This is a genomic window from Mucilaginibacter sp. OK283, assembly GCF_900110415.1.
Classification (GTDB): domain Bacteria; phylum Bacteroidota; class Bacteroidia; order Sphingobacteriales; family Sphingobacteriaceae; genus Mucilaginibacter.
Genome location: NZ_FODR01000004.1, coordinates 239,100 through 260,397, shown reverse-complemented (window position 1 = coordinate 260,397; position 21,298 = coordinate 239,100). Strand labels below are relative to the sequence as shown.

Here is a 21,298-nt window from a genome sequence, read left to right as displayed (position 1 = left end):
ATCCGCTCAAACAATCTCAAAAAAACCTTTGGATCACGCTGTTTTTGACGGATGGCAAAGCATAACCGGCCAGCGGATAAGTAATGATGGTAAATGGATTATGTATGTGGTGAAACCGCAGGAGGGCGATGCCCAACTGGTGATAACTGATACAAAAAACACAACCAAAGTTCAGATACCACGTGCCGATACGGCGCGTTTCAGCAGCGATGGTAAATTTGCGGTATTCCAGATCAGGCCGTTTTTTAAAGATACCAGGCAAGCTAAGATCAAGAAGAAAAAACAATCGGAATTCCCAAAAGATACTTTAGGATTTATTTCGCTTTCGACACAAAATATCGTCAAAATACCGTCAGTCAGAAACTTTAAAATAGCCGAGAGCGCCAACGTAATTGCCTATCTGTCTGCTGCTGATACTATAAAAAAACCTTCGCCTGGCGATACCTCCAAAAAAGCTATTAAAGAAACTACCGCACCGTCAACACAAGACGGTGCCGACCTTACGGTAAAACAACTGGCAGGTACAATAACCCATACCTTTAAATACGTCACCGATTACCAGGTAAGCAAAAATGGTAAGCTGGTGGCTTTTGCGGTTACCGCGCCGGCAAAGCAAAAACAATTTACTTCTGGCCTGTACGTTTTTGATGTGGATAAGAACGCAGTAAAAGCTATCAGCAAAGGCCGGGGCAATTACCACAATATTGCCATTGATGACGCCGGCAAGCAAGTTGCTTTTGCTGCTGAGAAAAACCCCGAGAAAGCCCTCGTAAAACCATTTAAGCTTTATTATTACAACCTAACCCGCGACAGTGCTACCGTGATAGCCGCTGAAGGATTAGAAACCATGCCCGATAAATGGGCCGTGAGCGGCGATGGTAAAATATATTTCAGCAAGAGTGGCACAAACTTGTTTTTTGGCACCGCCCCTATCCCCAAACCGGCCGATACGACTATTGTTGATTTTGAAGTAGCCCGGCTTGATATCTGGAACTATAAAGATGATTACTTGCAGCCCCAACAGCTCAAAAACCTGCAAAAGGAACTCAAAAGGAACTATTTGGCTGTAATCAGGCCCGAAGATCCAACGTCTAAACAGGTGCAATTGGGCAGCAAGGCTATTCCCGAAGTTTTTGTGGCCGAGAATAAGGACGCGCGTTATGTTTTGGCACTAACAGATACCGGCGCACGCGTACAATCCCAATGGGAAGGCGACACCAAACAGCAAGCCATTTTAATTGATACTAAAAGCGGCAACAAACGGCTGATAAACCAAGGTGTAAAAGCGAGTTATCGCATCTCGCCGGACGGGCAGTACGTGATATGGTTCAATTTTGCCGATCAGCAGTGGTACAGCTACCAGATCATGACCGGCGCAAAAACCAACCTGACAAAATCAATCGGCACAAAAATGGGCGACGAACTGAATGATGTACCTAACTACGCCCAGGATTACGGCTTAGCAGGCTGGACAAAAGACGATAAGGCCGTATTAATTTACGACCGGTACGATATCTGGAGCATTGATCCCGCAACGGGCGAAGCCACCAACTTTACCAACGGTATAGGGCGCAAAAACAAACGCATTATCAGGTACGACATAACCGATCCCGAACAAAAGTTTATTCCCACAAAACAGCCTATGTGGTTGCTGGCACAGGACGAAGAAACAAAGCAATGGGGATATTTTGTAAAAAAGCCCGAGAGTAAATCCTCGCCTGAAAAGGTAACCTGGGGCAAATACAGCTATGGCGATTTAACCAAGGCAAAAAAGGCAGCAATTTACATTTACACCAAAGCCAATTATGAATCTTCTCCGGATTTATACGTATCAACCGACCTGAAGAAAGAGACCAAACTTAGCAGTATCAACCTTCAACAGGCCCAATACAACTGGGGAACAGCCGAACTGGTGCACTGGACTACGCCTAAAGGCTATAAGTCGACCGGTATTTTATATAAGCCGGAGGATTTCGACGTCAACAAAAAATACCCCATGGTAGTATATTTTTACGAAAAACTATCCGAAGGATTATATAATTACCTGCCCCCCGCGCCTACCCCGTCGCGCCTGCCCATTTCATTTTTTGTAAGTAACGGCTATCTGGTTTTTGCACCTGATATTAGCTATGAAACGGGTCATCCCGGCGCTTCGGCGGTTGAATTCATCAACTCGGGAGTTGAATCATTGAAAAAGAATTCGTGGGTTGACGGCGCTCATATAGGCATCCAGGGACAAAGCTGGGGCGGCTATCAGGTGGCTTACCTGGTTACCCAAACCAATATGTATGCCGCGGCCTGGGCCGGCGCTCCGGTTGCCAACATGACTTCGGCATACGGCGGTATTCGCTGGGAGTCGGGTGTTAACAGGCAGTTTCAATATGAGAAAACGCAAAGCCGCATTGGCGCAACATTATGGGAAAAGCCAGAGTTGTATATCGAGAATTCGCCGTTGTTTCAACTTCCCAAAGTACAAACCCCTGTAATGATCATGAGTAACGATGCTGACGGCGCGGTGCCCTGGTACCAGGGGATAGAAATGTTTACAGCCCTGCGCCGCCTGGGCAAACCGGTTTGGCTGCTGCAATATAACGGCGAAGCACATAACCTGGTTCAGCGGCAAAACCGCAAGGATATTACCATACGCGAGCAACAATATTTTGACCACTTTTTGAAAGGCGCACCAATGCCTGTTTGGATGGCCAAAGGTGTACCCGCTGTGGATAAGGGTAAAGACTGGGGCTTTGAGTTGGTAAAATAGGCGAGCCGCTTTAAATCTCCCCAGGGTAAACGCATCCAAATAGCTAATGGAATGAGTTTATGGCGTCGGTAAGATATAAGCATCAAACTACACTTTGTTTTTATTGGCTGATCCTGGTTAAATGATCCGGCTACCGAAGGGACTTGTATTGGCCAACAACATGCACAAGTATTTGGACGCGCCTAAATTGCGCACTCAGTTTAGTGTTAACCATGATAAAATACAAAATATTGATTATCAAATATTTATAAATATTTTATCTAAAATGTGTTAAGTTATGTTAACCCAATTAGATCGGTTTGCCCTGTAAATCTCCCCTAAGGTGGAGACTTTTTATTTTATCAAACGCCCCTTCCTGTTTCCAAAAAAAGGAAGTTCGGAAACAACAAAGCCGGATTATCAATTAGTCCGGCTTTGTTGTTTTATATGAAGAGTTGTTTATATCTCTCTGTTTGCGTCCCATTTTTCAAGGTAATCGGCTACCCGGCGTACAAACGAGCCCCCTAAGGCGCCATCAACAACCCTGTGGTCATATGACAACGACAGGAACATCATGTGGCGGATGGCTATTACATCTCCCTGCGGGGTTTCAATTACAGCCGGCTTTTTCTTGATGGCGCCAACTGCCAGTATGGCTACCTGTGGCTGATTAATAATTGGCGTGCCCATCACATTGCCAAACGAACCCACGTTAGTTATTGTAAATGTACCATCTCTTACATCGTCAGGTAATAATTTACCGGTACGGGCACGGCTGGCCAGGTCATTAACTGCCTTGGTAATTCCCAGCAGGTTTAACTCATCGGCTTTTTTAATCACCGGCACTATCAGGTTACCACTTGGCAGGGCGGTTGCCATGCTGATATTGATAGCTGCCTTCTTTATAATTTGCGTACCATTAACCGTTACATTGATCATCGGGAAATCTTTGATCGCCTTAACTACGGCCTCAATAAATATCGGGGTAAAGGTTATTTTTTCGTTCTCACGTTTTTCAAAGCTGCCTTTCACCTTTTCGCGCCATAAAACCAGCCCGGTTACATCAGCCTCAACAAATGAGGTAACATGCGGCGAGGTTTGCTTGCTCATCACCATATGATCGGCAATCAGGCGGCGCATCCTGTCCATCTCGATGACCTCATCGACACCAGATACCGAACCCGCAGCTGATGCAGGCTGTGCAGGTGGAACTTCGGCCTGTGGTGCAGACACCCTTTCCGGCCCGGGTACAGGTTGTGGCTCCGGAACCATTGTTGGTTCTTTCACTTGCTCAGGCTCAAACGCAGCCGCCGGCTTCTCGGTTACCGGGCTTTCTACCGGCGCGGCAGCACTTGTTGGCTCAACAGTTTGCGATACTGCAGCAAAGGGCGGTGCAGGTACTGCCTCTTTTTGAGCGGCAACCGGCGAATTTTTATATTGAATATAACTTAACAGATCATCTTTGGTCAAACGGCCTTCAGATCCGGTACCGGGAATACGGTCGAGTTCATCAATGCTGATATTTTCCTGGCTGGCTATATTACGTACCAACGGCGAGTAAAACCGTCCCTCACCTTTAAAATTCTGATCGTAAGGCGATGGCGCCTGGGGTTCAAGCTGTGCAATGCCCGGTATATCTACAGGCGCTACAACATCGGGTTGATATTCTGCAACCTCGTGATTTTCAACTACAGGGGGTTGTGCATCGTACCTAACCTCATTAAACGGGGTGTATTCCTTAAAATCATCCTGATTTTCTTCAACCGGTGCAGATTCTGCTATGTAAGGTACTTCAATGGCAGGAATTGTTGTTTCAACTTCCGGCATAGGCTTAGCCTCAGATCCGGCAGTTGCATGTTCCGGCTCATCGGTTTCAATAATGGCAATTATCGCCCCTACCTGCACTACATCATTCTCCTGGTATAATTGCTCTATTAACCTACCGGCAACGGGTGACGGCACATCTGAATCAACTTTATCAGTCGCAATCTCCATTACTGCTTCGTCGGCATCAACGCGATCTCCTGGATTTTTGTTCCATTTAATTACGGTTGCCTCCGCAACGCTTTCACCCATTTTTGGCAATAATAGTTGATATTTGGCCATAGATACAAATTATGCTTTCGCACAAAATTATACATTTTGCAGCTTAATCTACAACATCTGTTAGTAAAGTATTCAACATGGCTAATGCCGTTACAGCACTCCTTTCGATGTTTTGCTGCCTTTTATTGCCAAATGTGTATTTCTTTACTAACAACTTACCCCTGCCTGCAACGGCAATCCACACAGTACCAACGGGTTTATCATCGGTGGCCCCATCGGGGCCTGCTATCCCCGTTATGGATATGGCAAAATCCGACCTGAAATTTAACAACGCTCCCTCTACCATTTCTTTCACAGTTTGCTCACTTACCGCTCCAAAAGTCAACAAGGTTTCTGGTTTTACCCCAAGAATATGCTCCTTCAACTCGTACGAATACACAATTCCACCTCCAAAAAACACTTTCGATGAGCCGGCATGCTGGGTAAAAAGATGAGAAAGATATCCGCCCGTACAGCTTTCGGCCACTGATAAGGTTAGCCCTTTTTCGGCCATTTTATTAAGTATCGCTTTTTCTAAAGGAATATCTTCGGCAACAACAAAAACACGGCCTATGCGCTCAATTATTTTTCCGGCAAATTCATCAACACCATTTTGCATCAGTGCAATATCATCGCCAAAAGCACTCAGCCGCAACCTAACCTGACCTAGTTTGGGTAAATAAGCCAACTTAATATATGATGGCAATGCATCTTCAATATCCGCTATCCTTTCGGCCAAAAAAGACTCCCCTTCGCCAACCGTTAAAAGTGTTTTGTGAATGATTGAAGGCAATTTCAACGTAGCCTTTAACTTTGGTATTACACCATCTTCCATCATATACATCATCTCGAAGGGAACACCCGGCATCGATACATATATCACCCCATCATGGTTAAACCACATACCAGGCGCGGTACCATTTTTGTTTAATATGATCTCACAGTTTGATGGCACCTGAGCCTGTAGCCGGTTAATTTCAAGCAGAGGGCGGTTATATTTGGCAAAAATACGCTCCACATTTTCCAATGCTTGCTTATTTTCTACCATATCGGCCTTAAAATACTCCGCCAATGTTTTTTTGGTGATGTCATCTTTCGTTGGACCTAATCCTCCGGTAATAAAAATAACTTTAGCCCTGCCTGCGGCCTCAGCCAATGCTTTAAGTATATGTTCCTTATCGTCAGATACCGACGAGATCTGTTTTACTCTTATTCCTATTTTATTAAGCTCCTTAGCCATCCAGGCCGAATTGGTATCAACAATTTGTCCTATCAGTATTTCGTCGCCAATGGTTATGATCTCTGCCAGCATAATAATTAATAAAAAGTCCTGTTACTTGAGTAGTCGTTTCTTTTACTCAGCTTCAAGTCCTGCAAAATAGTAGATTTTACCTTTAATGTAACATTATATGATTTTAAATAACCAAAAGGCACCCATTGAAACGAAAGGTCCCAGCAATGCAAATCGCGATAAATAGAAAAAGAGGTAGCGCTGGCCAGTTTCATGGCCTTAAAATCGTAGTTGGTTGAGTATTGAATTTTCCATTTTTGGGTGATGCTAACATCGCCGCTTATCATAAGGGTATTGCTGGTAGATACCTGGTTAAGATAATTACTGTAGCTATAACTGTAGTTTAAGGATATATTCCAGGGTACGTTAAAATCGACATATGAATTTGGATCGCTGTTTACCAGCGCCAGACGTTGTAATTGCGGGGAACCTGCCCCTTGCAAGGTATTCACATTAGGTGTACCCGGCGCCCTGGCCGAAGTGGAATTTAAGCTGCCACTCATTGATATACTCAACTGGTTGAGCAAAGGAAACTGGCCATTTGACCACCTGAACTTATTGACCCGCTGGCTCACCCTGCGAATGGTATTATCTGATATGGAATCGTGCACAACTGTAACATAAGGATCAAATGAGCCGCTGAAACTAATATTTACTTTTTGCTTAAAAATAGCGGTATGACCCGAAAACTGAATATTGGCCAATTTCATGGAGTCGGCGGCAAAATTGTAAAAACTTGAAAATGATAAGCCCTGTAAAAGGGTAATCTTTCTATCGGTGCCTGATGTATCGGTGCTTTTGGCTTTTAACTTGGCCTCGATTGTGTTATCAAGCGCGAAGCTGATGCCTGCCTGTTTACCCGACGATGGATAGCCGTATACGCCGTTTTCGAAAATTGAATACTTTTGATATGTGTAAGGGTATGGCACGCTTGCCTGGCTTACCGCGGTTTTATAATACCCGTAGCTTGGGTCGCTAAAATCAGGAGTATAACCAAACCCGATAGATGGGGTCATTACGTGCCTTATAGCTTTTAAATTCCCTTTAAAGTTTAAGGTACCATACAATTTAGTTGACAGGCCGGTGCTTAGGCTGTAATTGCCCGCCCGCTTAAAACCTTGCACCGTATCAACCAGTAATTGATCTGAATTGCTAATACTTCCGCGTTCAAAATGTTTGTTTACAGTTTGAAAATACCAGCGCTCGGTATAATTTACGCTGCTGTTAAACTGAAAATATTTAAGCACATTTAAACCGAGGCTAACCGGTATCTGGTGCTGAAAACCATTTTGCAACCGTTTGGTAACTGTGCTTTTAAACAACTCAGACTCGGGAATGTTGTTTACTTTGTTGGTAGCATTCATGTTATAACTCACCGTTATTTTTTGATACCATTTTTGCTCGCCAACCCTGTCTTTCGAGTCAAACGGGTTAATTGACGACATACCAAAAGCAATAGTTGGCAACTCTATAGTGATTGTTTTGTTGGCTATATCCTGGCTGTGGCCAATACCAACACTTAGGTTAAAGGGTGTACCCGCCCACGTTTTTCCATAGGATATACTTGAACGTAAGCTACTTTGCGCCGCGGTAACTACGTTATAATTTGACGTTGACGGATTGCGCGAAAAGTAACCCGACGTACCCGCGTTTACCGATGCACTGAATGTTGATCCCGGATTAGCGCTCGGATCCTGCGAGTGTGTCCAATCTATGTGGATATCTTTTACGGCAGGGTCGCCAGGAAGGCCGTAATTATGCGATCCGTAACTTAAGGACAGGTTGCCGGTATATTTATAACGCACAAGATACCGCGCGGTAGAATTTACTTCATATGACCCCTTGGAGTAGATGGTACCAGTGGTAGTTAAATCCATATAATCGCTTAAGCCCAGGTAATAACCAAAGCCAGACAGTTTAAAGCCCAGTTTTGCATCCTCGCCAAAAGTTGGCAGGATAACTCCGGATGTTCGCGTATTGGGCTTCGGAAAAAAGCCAAACGGGATAGCAAGGGGCAGCGGTATCCCTTCAATTTCCAAATAAGCGGGGCCGGATATGATCCTGTTTTTTTCGCCGATACCTTTGGTAATCACAATACCAAAATGTGTATCCGGATAAGGCAAATCGCAGGTACTAAATATAACATTACGGTAGGCTACTTCGGTTTCGTTAAGTTTTTTTGCCTGTCCTCCTGATATAAAATTACCTTCCTGTTCAGATGCAGGGTTATAAAGCTTTCCTTTTTTGGTGGTGTAATTAAACAACAGCGAGTCGGATGCTATCGGTTTTTCATTTTTTGATTTAGACAAAGGCCGCCCAACATAACGCCTGGTACGCGGATCAATACTCCCGCTGGCGAAAATGAGGTGGTTTTTTTGGTCGACCCTGATATAGTCTGCATCCAGCTCAAAATCCTCGTAAGTTACCCTTGCACGACCGTACAAGTATAAAATATTATGTTCGTTATCAACAATTGTCGAATCTTCGGCCACAGCCTTAACTTCCGATTGGATGCCCTCTTTCTTTTTTGTTGTATCAGTTTCAGGCAATTTGGTTTGGGGCTTACCCGGTATTGTTGGCTTACCCTGGCTGTTTTTGTTTTTATTGGTATCCGCCTTAATAACGGTATCTACAGCAGGAGTGATGTTAAAAGTATTGCTTACACCATGCCCATCTGCATTTAGATTTGGCTTAGTTTGCTTAGATTTCTTAACTTTAAGGAGTTTTCTATCTTTTGCCTTAGTAGTGTCGAGTTTAATAATCGTATCTGCAACGGCCTTGCGGCTATACCTGTTATATGTACCTTTGCTTTCGGCAACCAGTACATTTACCGTTAAAATAATTGCAAGCAGAAAAAAAAGAGTTATGAATTTCAAAATTGATTATGAATAGTATTTTTGCAGATATAGTTAACAGCGTTCAAAAATAATGAAAAATAGGGCATTGAAAAGATTGATTTATAGTTTATCGGTATTGTTGTTACTCCTTTCATCGTTCCCACTTATTTCTTACGGCCTCATCAAAACAGATACGGTTGTTAATTCGGGTTTCAAAATAAAAACTATTATCGTTGATGCTGGTCATGGCGGCAAGCCCACCGGGACGGGGCATTTCTCGCATGGAGCATCAGGAAGTTTTTCTTCGGAAAGAAATGTAACGCTTGCTATTGCTTTAAAATTGCAGGCTGCAATAGAAAAAGATATGGCTGGGGTAAAGGCCGTTTTAACCCGGTCGACAGAAGACGATGTATCATTTGAACGCCGCGCCGAAATAGCAAACGAAAACAAAGGCAATATTTTTGTATCTATACACTGCAACTCACTATCTGACAGGCATGTGCGCGAGCAGGTTGGCACAAAACGCCATAAGCCGGTTTACCGTACGGTAAGTGTACCAGACCGCTCCGGCAAAGGAGTATTATTGTTGGTTTACGGTTTACACCGGTCAAAAGAAGAGGAAAGGACCATCGTTCACAACCAGGTTGAGGAAGATTCGGGAATGGACGCCGGATTAGATCCCGACGATCCCATTACTATTATTTTAACCAACGAGTATAAAAGAAAATTCAGGCAGCAAAGCATCAAACTGGCAACTTTAATTAATAATGAATTTGTTGAAACCGATGGGCGGCCAAGCGAAGGTTTACGGGAACAAGGTATTTACGTACTTTGCCATACCGCAATGCCATCCGTTTTGGTTGAAACAGGCTATATTAATAACCCAAGCGATGAAGCGTACCTAAACTCGGAAGATGGACAAAATGAAATTGTGAGTTCAATTGTGCGTGCGCTGTTAAATTATAAAAACGAAGTGGAGCATGTATCGCAATAATTCACATACGAATTTGTTACTAATTATATCGAATTTCACGAATTATAAAAGTTGAATATAAACATGATAAGAGACACTAATTTTCAATGATTAAAATGAATTGCAAGAATCATAAAATTAATATAGATACGAGCCATTCTTCAATTCGATACAATTTGCGATAATTAGTGTGTATAAAAACTTAATCAGTTGTTCAAACGTATATTGCTTATAACATCACCTGTGCCGCGGGCATTGCCAGCAAAAACATTTAAACATAATCACACTACTTAATGAAAATTTCAAACGAAACAAAAATAGGCGCCCTTACGGTTATTGCTATCACTATACTCGTTTTAGGATACAGCTTTTTAAGGGGTAACGATGTATTTTCGGGATCAAATAAGTTTTACGCCGTATACAACAGTGTTGAAGGCCTGGGCGTATCAAAACCTGTACTGGTAAATGGTTTCCAGATTGGCCGTATTTCAAAAATGGAGCTTCAGCCAGATGGCCGCACCATAGTTGAGTTTAAGATTGAGGAAAAATACGATGTCCCGAACAACACCCTGGCTAAGCTGGAAAGCACCGATCTTTTAGGTAGCAAAGCCATCGTTTTTGAATTAGGCAATAGCAAAATACTTGCTGAAAACAAAGACACTTTGAAGGCCGACATACAGGGAAGCCTGGCCGAAAGCCTGCAGCCGATACAAAAAAAAGCCGAAATGCTAATTACCAAGCTCGACTCATCTTTAGCCGCCATCAACAAGATCCTGAACCCAAACTTTCAGAAGAATGTTGATCGCAGTTTTATGAGCATTGCCAACTCCCTGCAAACACTGGAAGGTGTTACCAAAAAAATAGATAACCTGGTTGGAACCCAAACCAAACACATTGATGTAATACTGTCGAATGCCGAAGTAGTATCATCTAACCTGAAGACGAGCACCGTGCATATAAACGGCATGGCTACTAATTTTGAAAAAATAAGTAACGATATAGCTGCATCGAACATCAAAAACACCTTGGATAACGCCAACAAGGCCATGGCCGATTTACAGGCAACTATCGCCAATATCAATTCGACCAAAGGAACTTTGGGCTTGCTGATGAACGACGATAAGGTTTACAAAAACATGGATGCCGCCACCAACAGCCTAAACAACCTGTTGCTCGATTTAAAAGCTCACCCTAAACGTTACGTGAGCTTCTCGGTATTTGGCGGTAAAAAAGATTAAAAAAAAGAATTAAGAGTTTAAAGCACAAAAGCCGGGTAAATGAAATTTATCCGGCTTTTGTGTGTAGGCAGGTATTTATCACAAACTCGAGAGGCTTTCATAAATTCCGTCGTCCTGTATCGGGTTAGCTGTGACCATCACTATAAGGAACAAAGCAAACGCATGAATGTAAGGCGAATGTGCGTAGTTGGTCATCGCTTTATACCTGGTGACATCGCACCTATTGATCGCACCTATTGTATAAAAAACCAAATGACACGAACTCCTTAGGAATTCGTGCCATTCGTTTTATTCAAAAAATCAGCCTATAATCAAATTCGTGAAAATTGGCTCAATTAGTCAAATTGGTGTTTATGCTTTTTTAAAGTGATCGATGATCAGGTTGGCAAGCTCCACACCTATTCTTTCCTGCGCCTCATTGGTGGCAGCACCAATGTGAGGGGTTAAAGAAATTTTAGGGTGTTTCAGTATCTCTTCGCGGGGTGTTGGCTCGTTATCAAATACGTCTAAAGCTGCAAATGAAACCTGGCCGCTGTTTAACGCGTCAACTAAAGCCAATTCGTCAATTAAACCACCGCGTGAAATATTTACAAAGCCAACACCTTTTTTGGTTAATGCCAATTCTTCGGCACCAAACAGGGCCTTGTCAATAAACGGCGTGTGCAGGGTAATGAAATCGGCTGTTTTGGTTACCTCTTCTAAAGTTGAAGTTTTTACACTTACCTTAACGGTTGTACCACCACCTAAAACAATATCCAACTCGGGGTTAAAAGGGAATAAATCGTAAGCCAAAACTTCCATACCAACGCCAATAGCTATTTTAGCCACCTCTCGGCCGATACGGCCAAAGCCAACAATACCTAAAGTTTTACCGCGCAGTTCGATACCTTTTGCATAAGCCTTCTTCAGGTCGTTAAATTTAGTACCACCTTCAACCGGCATTTTGCGGTTGCTATCTGGCAAAAACCTTACCGCGCCAAATAAACTGGCAAAAACAAGTTCGGCAACTGATAATGAAGATGACGCAGGCGTATTATAAACGCTCAGGCCTTTTTCCCTTGCATATTCTACATCAATGTTATCCATACCAACACCGCCACGGCCAATCACTTTAAGATTTGGGCAGGCATCAATAAGGGCCTTACGTACTTTAGTTGCGCTACGTACAGTAATGGCATCGTACTCTTGTAACCGCACAGGTAATTCATCCTGCGGAATGTTATTGGTATCAACAATAAAACCGGCTTCTTCTAAAAGCTGTTTTCCAATCGGGTCGATACCGTCATTAGCTAATATTTTGATCATCTTATTTTGTCATTAGTCATTGGTCATTAGTCATTGGTCTATCCGCCATCCAAAATGACTAATGACCAATTACTGATGACTAAATTATTTATTTGATTCAGCAAACTCCTGCATTACGTCAATAAGGGCGTAAACGCTGGTTATTGGCAACGCGTTGTAAATTGATGCGCGGAAACCACCAACGCTTCTGTGGCCTTTGATACCTACTATACCTCTTTCGTCGCATAGTTTCAGGAATGGTTTTTCCAGTTCAGGATTTTCCATTACAAAGGTTACATTCATGTGCGAGCGATCTTCTGTAGCGCAAACCGGTTTAAATAACGGGTTGCGTTCAATCTCGTCATATAATACGCGTGCTTTGGTGATGTTTTCCTGCTCGATAACTTCAACGCCGCCTTTGGCTTTTAACCATTGCAGCGTAAGCATCGATACGTAGATAGCAAAACATGGAGGGGTGTTGTACATCGATCCGCCTTCAATTTGTACCTGGTAATTAAGCATCGCCGGTATTTTGCGATCAACTTTACCTAAAATATCGTCTTTAACAATAACTAAGGTAACACCTGCAGGGCCCATGTTTTTTTGAGCGCCGGCATAAATTAAACCAAAGTCGGCAACGTTAATTTTACGGCTGAAAATATCTGACGACATATCGCAAACAACCGGTACCGGCGATTTTGGGAATTCCTGTAACTGTGTACCATAAATGGTATTGTTTGAAGTGATGTGGAAGTAAGCCGCATCAGCAGGAATAGTATAATCTTTAGGGATGTAAGTAAAATTATCGGCTTTTGAAGAGGCAACAATCTCTACTTCGCCAAAAAACTTTGCTTCCTTTAAGGCTTTATTAGCCCAAACACCTGTTTCCAGGTAAGCGGCTTTGCCTGTTGAAGGCAATAAATTGTAGGGGGCCATGGCAAACTGCGTACTGGCGCCGCCTTGTAAAAATAATATCGAATAACCTTCTGGCACATCAAATAATTCTTTTACCAATGCAACAGCTTCATTCAAAACTGCTTCAAATTCTTTCGACCTGTGAGAGATCTCCAGCAATGATAATCCTGTACCATTAAAATCAATAACCGCCTCGGAAGCTTGTTTTAAAACCTCCTGAGGTAAAATGCCTGGTCCGGCACCAAAATTATGTTTCATATAATTAACGAATTGTAGGTTCTGAATACTTGATTAGGAACTTTGTATTTAGTTGGGCCGAAGTTAATCAATTTGACAAAATTCATAGGATTAATTTACGTTTTTTGAAAAAATATACAATTAATCAACAAAAGCCTTTTTGATTGCAAATATCAAATTTATCCTATAAGGTTGGTAGTAATTATTACAATTGTAATAACTTTTAAGGGTGTTTGAGGTTATATATTGCATCGGCCGGTATGGCCGATGAGAACACAGAACTGCCCGCAACAAGCACATTTGCACCTGCTTGCAATAATTCTTTAACATTATTTTGATCTACGCCGCCATCAACCTCGATAAATAAGCCCGGATTTTTCTTTTCACTCAGGGCCTTCAAATCGTTAAGCTTTTTGTAGGTATTGGCAATAAACTTTTGTCCGCCAAAACCAGGATTAACAGACATTATAAGCACCATATCCAGGTCGGCAATAATATCCTCCAATAAAGCTACGGGCGTATGCGGGTTAAGGGCTACTCCTGCCCTGCAGCCAAGCTCTTTAATAGCTTGTACGGTGCGATGTAAATGCGGGCAGGCTTCGTAATGAACAGTGATACCATTGGCACCGGCGTCTTTAAACGCCTTAAGGTACCTATCAGGATCAACAATCATCAGGTGAACATCCAGCGGTTTGGTGGCATGCCTTTTTGTGGCAGCAACAACCGGAAAACCAAAAGAGATATTTGGCACAAACATGCCATCCATAATATCAACATGCACCCAATCAGCATCGCTGTTATTGATCATTTCAATATCGCGTTGCAGGTTGGCAAAGTCGGCTGCTAAAATAGATGGCGCTATCAGGTGGTTCATGTGCAAATATATAAATCCCCAACATTGCAATTGGCAATTATTTGTAAAGTTTTATCTTAAGTAAACATCTGCACATCTAAAATCTGCATATCTGCACATATGCAGCTTAATCGCAGTTTAGCAACAAGTCGTAGTACTTCTTCATCAGTACTGTATCGTAGTTTACAAGCGATTGATAGGCTTCTGATACCAGCTCATTCAAAATTGATGAGCCAAGCTGACCACCTCCATTGGGAATGGAGTCATAATACAGTATTAATTCTTTAACCCGGATGATTTCATATAGCAGCAATTGAACTAAATCGGTTTGTGTAGCCGATTGTATTCCCTGCGGATTGCTATTAAGAAAATCTAAAGGATCATTTGTAGCAGGGGTCATCGTTTTTACAAGCAGGATCGGATTTTATGGTTTATTCAACTATCTATGAACTGATATAAAGTTTAAACATCCCACTTTTGTTTTAATTTTTTCAAAAAAAGTGTAAAAAAAACAAGCAAAAATAACAAAACCCTCATAAAGAGGGTTTTGCACATATAATATTTACAATTATTTTTCGGATTTTGGAGCTTCCGGCCTTGGTAACAGTGCTTTACGCGATAATTTAAGTTTACCTTGTTTATCTACATCAAGCAATTTAACCCTTACCTCGTCGCCAACCTCAAATATACCGTCCATTTTTTCGATCCTGCGGTGGTCTATTTCAGATATGTGTAACAAACCATCTTTACCTGGCATAATCTCAACAAATGCGCCAAATGGCATAATTGATTTTACTTTACCTTCGTATATCTCGCCAACTTCTGGTTTAGAAGCAATGTTGCGGATACGCGATAAAGCCTGATCGATAGATGCCTTATTGTCGGCAAAAATCTGAACGATACCCTGGTTGTCTTTTTCTTCGATAGAAATAGTTGCACCGGTTTCGCGTTGCATTTCCTGGATAATTTTACCACCGGGCCCGATAACTGCGCCAATAAATTCTTTATCAATTTTGATGGTAACAATACGAGGAGCGTGTGGCTTCAGATCAACACGAGGGGCAGTAATGGTTTTAGCCATTTCGCCAAGGATATGTAAACGACCATCTTTAGCCTGATTCAAAGCGTTAGTTAACACTTCGTACGACAGGCCATTAATTTTCAAGTCCATTTGTACAGCAACAATACCGTTGGCGGTACCGGTTACTTTAAAGTCCATATCACCTAAATGATCTTCGTCGCCCAGGATGTCAGATAAGATAGCATATTTAGTACCCATTTCGTTGGTGATCAATCCCATCGCGATACCAGATACCGGCGATTTGATTTTGATACCAGCATCCATCAAAGCCAATGTACCGGCACAAACCGTAGCCATTGACGATGAACCGTTTGATTCAAGAATATCAGAAACAATACGGATGGTATATGGATTTTCATCCTCAGATGGTAGTACTTGTTTTAACGAACGCATAGCCAGGTTACCATGACCAATTTCGCGGCGACCAGCACCCCTGTTAGGACGAACCTCGCCGGTTGAGAAACCCGGGAAATTATAATGCAACAGGAATTTTTGGTAACCATTGATGAACGCGCCATCAATCATTTGCTCATCATCTTTTGCACCTAAAGTAACAGTGGTTAACGATTGTGTTTCGCCACGGGTAAATACGGCAGAACCATGTGCAGACGGCAAATAACCAACTTCGCTCCAGATAGGGCGAATCTGGGTAGTTGAACGGCCATCTAAACGCTTGCCTTCATCTAATACCAGGTTACGGATAGCATCATACTCCACATCATGGTAGTATTTTTTAGCTAAGAATTTAGTAACCTCATCAATTTCGCCTAAAGTAGCGATATAGGTATCACGAACTTCTTTGAATTTTGCTGAGCGCTCGTCTTTTGCAGATGCAGAAGAAGCGATTGCGTAAACCTGGTCATAAGTAGCAGCATAGATTGCTTTTTTCAAATCTTCGTTGCTGTTTTCATGGCAGTAAACACGTTTTTCGGTTTTGCCAACTTCAATAGTTAACTCTTTTTGAGCTAAACATTGAATTTTGATAGCAGTGTGTGCAAATTTAATAGCTTCAACCAATTCAGCTTCCTGGATCTCTTTCGATTCACCTTCAACCATGTTGATATCGTGCTCGCTACCTGCAACAATAAATTCTAAAGTAGCATGCTCAAGCTGGGTTAAAGTTGGGTTAATTACCAACTGACCATCAATTTTTGCAACACGTACTTCAGAGATAGGGCCATTAAAAGGAATATCAGATACAGCTAATGCTGCCGATGCTGCCAAACCGGCAAGGCAATCGGGCATGATATCTTTATCGGCAGAAATTAAAGAGATCATCACTTGTGTATCAGCGTGATAATCTGAAGGGAATAACGGGCGTAAAGCACGGTCAACCAAACGCGAGATTAAAACCTCATAGTCTGACAAACGCGCTTCGCGGCGTAAAAAGCCACCCGGGATACGACCGGTGGCAGCGTATTTTTCCTGGTAATCAACAGAAAGGGGTAAAAAATCAACTCCCTCTTTCGCTTCCGGCGACGATACTACGGTAGCCAATAACATGGTATCACCCATTTTAATAACTACAGACCCATCTGCCTGTTTGGCCAGTTTACCTGTTTCGATCTCAATGGTGCGGCCGTCACCTAAATCAATAACTTTTTTAATTACGTTTAAACTCATCTTCTTTTTGTTGTGGTGCACTTTTCATCTTTCGGAGCGCACCGGTTTTTTATGTGTGTGTATAATTTTTTCAAAAGTAAAAAAGCCATCCACAAAATCGGGATGGCTTTTCAATAAAAAGTATGAGAATTATTTAATGATATCCCTTAGCTGTAAAGCTTTGATGATAGCACGATATCTTTCAATGTCTTTTTTGTACAGGTACGCTAACAATCCGCGGCGTTTACCTACTAATTTTTGCAGTGATAACTGGGTAGAAAAATCGTGTTTGTTTTTCTTAAGGTGACCAGTTAAGTGTGCGATGCGGTGAGTGAATAATGCTACCTGACCTTCGGTTGAACCAGTGTCTGTAGCACCCTTACCGTGTTTTGCAAAGATCTCTGCCTTTGTCTCTTTACCTAAATACATTACGTGAATAATATTAAAGCGTTAAATACTTTTGTTAATTGTGGGTGCAAAGATAGTGATTAAATTCAAAAGTAAAAATTCAAAATTCAAAAGTTGGTGAGTGGTTGATTACTTCTAACCCGCTGATTATCTCAAAAGTTGCAAGTTGTTTTCGACTTTACAAATTCCCTATCCAGCTTTTATAAATAGCCGCCTGTAACGGATCGGGATTAGGTAGCGGACTTATCTTAAAAGTTTTTTCTTTTTTACTGCCCAGTATGATAGTTATGTCGCGTTTCTCGGTTCCTTTTTGTATGGTGAGCGTTAAAGCATCGCCAGTGTTTTTTGCTTCCAGTGTATGGTCTAATAATTTTTGCGTTGCCGGTTGGCCTTCAACGGTTAAAATTTTTGTTCCACCCCTTATGCCTTTGTCCCAGGCAGGCGAATTGGGTTCAACGGTGCCAATCATCAGCGTATCCCGTCGCTGCCTGTAATTAATGCCGGCCCATGAGGTATAGGTAACAGTAGCGTTGGTATCTATCCGTAAACCACCGTAAGCAAAGTATTTTGGGTAATCGGGCGGCTTAACCGTCGAAGCATATTCAAACACTTCGGGCATTGGCGTGCCGGCCATTTTTTCGCACTCGGCCCTAAATTCCTTCTCGGTAAAGCCCCGGTTAAGCTTTTTATAGTATTTGTAGTAAAGCAGCCGCATTACATCATCAAGTGTTTTTTTATTTTGGGTAGCATGCCTGATGTTAAAATCAAGCATTAGGCCAAGCACAGGGCCTTTATCATAATAGGATATGGTTTTATTAATATCCTCATTTACCCGCCCGTTTGGCCCGTCGTTCCAGGTATTATAACTGGCCTGGGTGGCCGACTGGTAAAAATGGCCCGGCTTATTCTCATAGTTTCTAATATTACCGCTAAAATCATCAAGCATATCTTCGGCCGTCATTAAACTGGCGCGCCTTGTTATCATATATTCGTAATAAACCGTAAACCCTTCAGATACCCAAAGCATATTGGTGTGGTTCTCTTTCGAATAATCAAACGGCCCCAATTCAACCGGCCTGATGCGTTTAACATTATAATGGTGAAAATACTCGTGGGCTATAAAGTTGTAAAGCCTCTTTTTAGCCTCAGGCGAATTAAAGCCCTCCCCCCCGCTAAAACTTAACGACGATGAGTTTAAATGTTCGATACCGCCGCCCCCGGCACCTATTGATAAAAAGGTATAGTGCGTATAGGGTATTTCGCCAATGATGTTGCTGCCCGCAACCACAATCTTTTTCAAATCGTCCATAAATGCCTGCCTGTCAAACTCAGGTAACTTATAACCAATAAAATTGTGTGGTTTATTTTTAACCGTAAACGGAGGCAGCACTTCCAGTTCGCCCATTAAAAAGGGGCTATCATACAGCACATCAAAATTATCGGCTTTGTACAGGTGACATTTACCTGCAACCGTATCTAAACCCGTGGCCACCATTGCATTCCATTTGCTATAGGGTTGCATTTTTATGGTAACCGGATGCCGCAGTTCATTATCCAGGTACATGAACAAACCGCCGGGGGTAATATATCCCCGTGTTTCATCAAGGTAAATATTGCCCACAAAGGGCACCGTGGCTTTAACATCATACGAAATTTTTATTGCGCCAGGGCTGTTGTGATAGACGCGCCAGGTATTTTCCGAGGCCTTTTGCCACTTCAGGTTTACGCCTTTGCTATCGGTTACTTTAAAATTTTGTACCGCGGCGGCAAAATCAATAAGCTGGTAGTAGCCTGGAGTCCAGGCACACATGTTAAAATCGAGTGCTTTACCGGGCGTTTTGTTAGTAAGCTCAACATGGTAAAGATGATCAGCTGCCTGCTCCATAGATACAGCGTATTGCATATTTACAGGTTGCTGCTGGGCAAAGGAGTTAGCGCTTAAAAACAGGGCGGCGATCAACCACCCCTTGCATAATATTTTCATGGCAGATAAGAGTTTTCCGAATATAGAAAAACCGCCGCTAACTTTGTAACGCTCAAATATATTTTCATCGGGCTAAGTCCACCCTCTTTATAACTTAAAATACAACCAATCAACTTAATCAACCAATCAACCAATCAACCACTCTCCAACCCAATCATTATATTTGCCCTATGGATACTCCCATCTACTCTACCTTCGAAAGCGAGTTTCGTGTACGCCCGGACGATATCGACATGTTTCAGCACGTACACAACAGCAAATATTTTGATTATGTATTGGCCGCCCGGTACGATCAGATGGAACGTTGCTACGGCATGGCTATGGAAAAATTTATGGAGCGCGGTTTTGGCTGGGTAGTACGCACGGCCCACGTAGATTATAAACGTGCCCTCGCCATGGGCGACTACTTCATTGTAAAAACCGGTATCGAAAGCATCGACGATAAAGGTTGCCGCGTAAAATTCAGCCTAAGCAACAAAGCCACCGGCAAAGTATGCTGCGACGGCTATTTTGATTACGTAATGATTGATATGGCTACCGGAAGAAGTGCCAAGGTCCCTGAGGATGTGATTGCGCAGTATACTATTTAATAACCAGTTGGCAGTTTTGAGTTTGCGGTTGGCAGGATATTTTGCGAAGGAAAGCAAATCCACCTCAGCAGTTTGTCTGAACCCGGATTGAACAGATTTGCCAGATTTTTTCAGATTTTGATTATCTTGACGGCTATTTTACTGACAACTCACAACTCACAACTCACAACTCACTACTCACTACTCACTACTCACTACTCACTACTCACAACTCACAACTCACTACTCACTACTCACTACTCACGACCTCGGGTGAAACTGGCTTATCGTGCTTTTCAGATACTCCCTATCCAGGTGAGTATAAATTTCGGTAGTGGTTATGCTTTCGTGGCCCAGCATTTCCTGTACGGCACGCAGGTCGGCGCCGCCTTCAACCAGGTGGGTGGCAAAGGAGTGGCGGAAGGTGTGCGGGCTGATTGTTTTTTTTAGGCCGATAGTTTGCGCCAGGTCCTGGATCATCAAAAATATCATCTGGCGGCTAAGGCGAGCCCCCCTCCTGTTTAAAAACACAATATCGTCTTCGCCTTTTTTAATGGGGATGTGCACCCGAAGGTTTTCGATATAAATTTTAATGGCTTTGATGGCCTCGGCACCTATGGGTACCAGGCGTTCTTTATTGCCCTTGCCGGTCACTTTTATAAATTCAATATCCAGGTACAGGTTAGATAGCTTTAGCTCGGTTAATTCAGATACCCGCAAGCCGCTGCCGTACAAGGTTTCTAATATCGCTTTGTTGCGCGGGCCTTCGGGTTTGGATAGGTCGATGGCGGCTATCAGTTTATTAATATCCTGGTAGCTGAGTGTATCGGGCAGTTTACGCCGAATTTTGGGCGATTCCAATAACTCCGACGGATCACTTTTTATCAGATCCTCCATCAGCATGTATTTATAAAAAGCCTTGATGCCCGATAGGATGCGTGCCTGCGACGACGGGATCATGCCCAGTTCGGCGGCCCAGGTAATAAACTCCCGCAAATCGGTTAAAGTAATGGTTTCCGGCTTCAGCTTAAATGGCTTGGTTTCGGCAAACTGGTATAGTTTTTCTATATCCCGGCTATAGGCCTCCACAGAATTATCGGCCAGCGATTTCTCTAATTTCAAATAAGCCTGGAAACCTTTTATTGCCGAACGCCAATCCAAATTGATTTTAATTTAATGTATATAAGAAAGAATCAAGATA

At 42.6% G+C, this 21,298-nt stretch carries 15 protein-coding genes; 4 read left to right on the top strand and 11 right to left on the bottom strand.

The window, feature by feature from the left end:
- Window positions 1-28 precede the first annotated feature (28 nt).
- Window positions 29-2,761, top strand: coding sequence for a S9 family peptidase (locus BMX56_RS12030; protein WP_255369824.1), 2,733 nt, complete (start codon window positions 29-31; stop codon window positions 2,759-2,761).
- 438 nt (window positions 2,762-3,199) lie between these two features.
- On the opposite strand, the gene BMX56_RS12025 is transcribed toward BMX56_RS12030, so the two are convergent.
- The 3 genes from BMX56_RS12025 to BMX56_RS12015 are packed head-to-tail and all read right to left on the bottom strand — an operon-like array spanning window position 3,200 to window position 8,992.
- Window positions 3,200-4,846, bottom strand: coding sequence for a dihydrolipoamide acetyltransferase family protein (locus tag BMX56_RS12025; RefSeq protein WP_090647112.1), 1,647 nt, complete (start codon window positions 4,844-4,846; stop codon window positions 3,200-3,202).
- Window positions 4,847-4,889: 43 nt separating this feature from the next.
- Entirely contained in the window at window positions 4,890-6,137 is a 1,248-nt protein-coding gene (locus BMX56_RS12020; RefSeq protein ID WP_090647107.1) for a competence/damage-inducible protein A, read from the bottom strand.
- Between the two features lie 5 nt (window positions 6,138-6,142).
- The gene (locus BMX56_RS12015; RefSeq protein WP_090647102.1) at window positions 6,143-8,992 is read right to left on the bottom strand and encodes a putative LPS assembly protein LptD; all 2,850 of its coding nucleotides are present in this window, start codon (window positions 8,990-8,992) and stop codon (window positions 6,143-6,145) included.
- A gap of 52 nt (window positions 8,993-9,044) precedes the next feature.
- Here BMX56_RS12015 and BMX56_RS12010 point away from each other — a divergent pair, with 52 nt between their 5' ends.
- Both BMX56_RS12010 and BMX56_RS12005 read left to right on the top strand, forming a co-directional pair.
- Entirely contained in the window at window positions 9,045-9,947 is a 903-nt protein-coding gene (locus BMX56_RS12010; protein WP_090647098.1) for an N-acetylmuramoyl-L-alanine amidase family protein, read from the top strand.
- A 272-nt stretch (window positions 9,948-10,219) separates the two neighbouring features.
- Window positions 10,220-11,164: an MlaD family protein gene (locus BMX56_RS12005; protein ID WP_090647093.1), complete on the top strand. Its 945-nt coding sequence runs from the start codon at window positions 10,220-10,222 to the stop codon at window positions 11,162-11,164.
- A gap of 351 nt (window positions 11,165-11,515) precedes the next feature.
- On the opposite strand, the gene BMX56_RS12000 is transcribed toward BMX56_RS12005, so the two are convergent.
- The 7 genes from BMX56_RS12000 to BMX56_RS11970 all read right to left on the bottom strand — a co-directional run bounded on the left by BMX56_RS12000 (window position 11,516) and on the right by BMX56_RS11970 (window position 19,528).
- Window positions 11,516-12,469 carry a D-2-hydroxyacid dehydrogenase gene (locus BMX56_RS12000; protein WP_177183787.1) on the bottom strand — a complete coding sequence of 318 codons (954 nt, stop codon included), beginning with the start codon at window positions 12,467-12,469 and terminating at the stop codon, window positions 11,516-11,518.
- 84 nt (window positions 12,470-12,553) lie between these two features.
- Window positions 12,554-13,621 carry a 3-phosphoserine/phosphohydroxythreonine transaminase gene (serC, locus tag BMX56_RS11995; RefSeq protein WP_090647089.1) on the bottom strand — a complete coding sequence of 356 codons (1,068 nt, stop codon included), beginning with the start codon at window positions 13,619-13,621 and terminating at the stop codon, window positions 12,554-12,556.
- Between the two features lie 202 nt (window positions 13,622-13,823).
- Window positions 13,824-14,474: a ribulose-phosphate 3-epimerase gene (gene rpe, locus BMX56_RS11990; protein WP_090647085.1), complete on the bottom strand. Its 651-nt coding sequence runs from the start codon at window positions 14,472-14,474 to the stop codon at window positions 13,824-13,826.
- Window positions 14,475-14,580: 106 nt separating this feature from the next.
- Window positions 14,581-14,853, bottom strand: coding sequence for a hypothetical protein (locus BMX56_RS11985; protein ID WP_090647080.1), 273 nt, complete (start codon window positions 14,851-14,853; stop codon window positions 14,581-14,583).
- A gap of 168 nt (window positions 14,854-15,021) precedes the next feature.
- Complete coding sequence (gene pnp, locus BMX56_RS11980; RefSeq protein WP_090647077.1) at window positions 15,022-17,157, bottom strand: polyribonucleotide nucleotidyltransferase; 2,136 nt, start codon at window positions 17,155-17,157, stop codon at window positions 15,022-15,024.
- 129 nt (window positions 17,158-17,286) lie between these two features.
- A complete protein-coding gene (gene rpsO, locus BMX56_RS11975; protein WP_090647072.1) occupies window positions 17,287-17,565 on the bottom strand; it encodes a 30S ribosomal protein S15 in 279 nt (92 codons plus the stop codon).
- A 157-nt stretch (window positions 17,566-17,722) separates the two neighbouring features.
- On the bottom strand, window positions 17,723-19,528 hold the full coding sequence (locus BMX56_RS11970; RefSeq protein ID WP_090647068.1) for a M61 family metallopeptidase: 1,806 nt from the start codon (window positions 19,526-19,528) through the stop codon (window positions 17,723-17,725).
- Between the two features lie 170 nt (window positions 19,529-19,698).
- Between BMX56_RS11970 and BMX56_RS11965 the strand changes: the two genes are divergently transcribed.
- A complete protein-coding gene (locus tag BMX56_RS11965) occupies window positions 19,699-20,118 on the top strand; it encodes an acyl-CoA thioesterase (RefSeq protein ID WP_090647065.1) in 420 nt (139 codons plus the stop codon).
- A gap of 240 nt (window positions 20,119-20,358) precedes the next feature.
- Here BMX56_RS11965 and xerD read toward each other — a convergent pair whose 3' ends face one another.
- Window positions 20,359-21,258, bottom strand: a complete 900-nt coding sequence (gene xerD, locus BMX56_RS11960; RefSeq protein ID WP_090647060.1) for a site-specific tyrosine recombinase XerD — start codon at window positions 21,256-21,258, stop codon at window positions 20,359-20,361.
- Between the last annotated feature and the right edge of the window lie 40 nt (window positions 21,259-21,298).

Coding starts and splice junctions, on each gene's coding strand:
- BMX56_RS11965 (WP_090647065.1), top strand. CDS start 19,699: ATGGATACTCCCATCTACTCTACCTTCGAAAGCGAGTTTCGTGTACGC.
- rpe (WP_090647085.1), bottom strand. CDS start 14,474: ATGAACCACCTGATAGCGCCATCTATTTTAGCAGCCGACTTTGCCAAC.
- BMX56_RS11985 (WP_090647080.1), bottom strand. CDS start 14,853: ATGACCCCTGCTACAAATGATCCTTTAGATTTTCTTAATAGCAATCCG.
- BMX56_RS12025 (WP_090647112.1), bottom strand. CDS start 4,846: ATGGCCAAATATCAACTATTATTGCCAAAAATGGGTGAAAGCGTTGCG.
- BMX56_RS12000 (WP_177183787.1), bottom strand. CDS start 12,469: ATGATCAAAATATTAGCTAATGACGGTATCGACCCGATTGGAAAACAG.
- BMX56_RS11970 (WP_090647068.1), bottom strand. CDS start 19,528: ATGAAAATATTATGCAAGGGGTGGTTGATCGCCGCCCTGTTTTTAAGC.
- serC (WP_090647089.1), bottom strand. CDS start 13,621: ATGAAACATAATTTTGGTGCCGGACCAGGCATTTTACCTCAGGAGGTT.
- pnp (WP_090647077.1), bottom strand. CDS start 17,157: ATGAGTTTAAACGTAATTAAAAAAGTTATTGATTTAGGTGACGGCCGC.
- BMX56_RS12010 (WP_090647098.1), top strand. CDS start 9,045: ATGAAAAATAGGGCATTGAAAAGATTGATTTATAGTTTATCGGTATTG.
- BMX56_RS12020 (WP_090647107.1), bottom strand. CDS start 6,137: ATGCTGGCAGAGATCATAACCATTGGCGACGAAATACTGATAGGACAA.
- rpsO (WP_090647072.1), bottom strand. CDS start 17,565: ATGTATTTAGGTAAAGAGACAAAGGCAGAGATCTTTGCAAAACACGGT.
- BMX56_RS12005 (WP_090647093.1), top strand. CDS start 10,220: ATGAAAATTTCAAACGAAACAAAAATAGGCGCCCTTACGGTTATTGCT.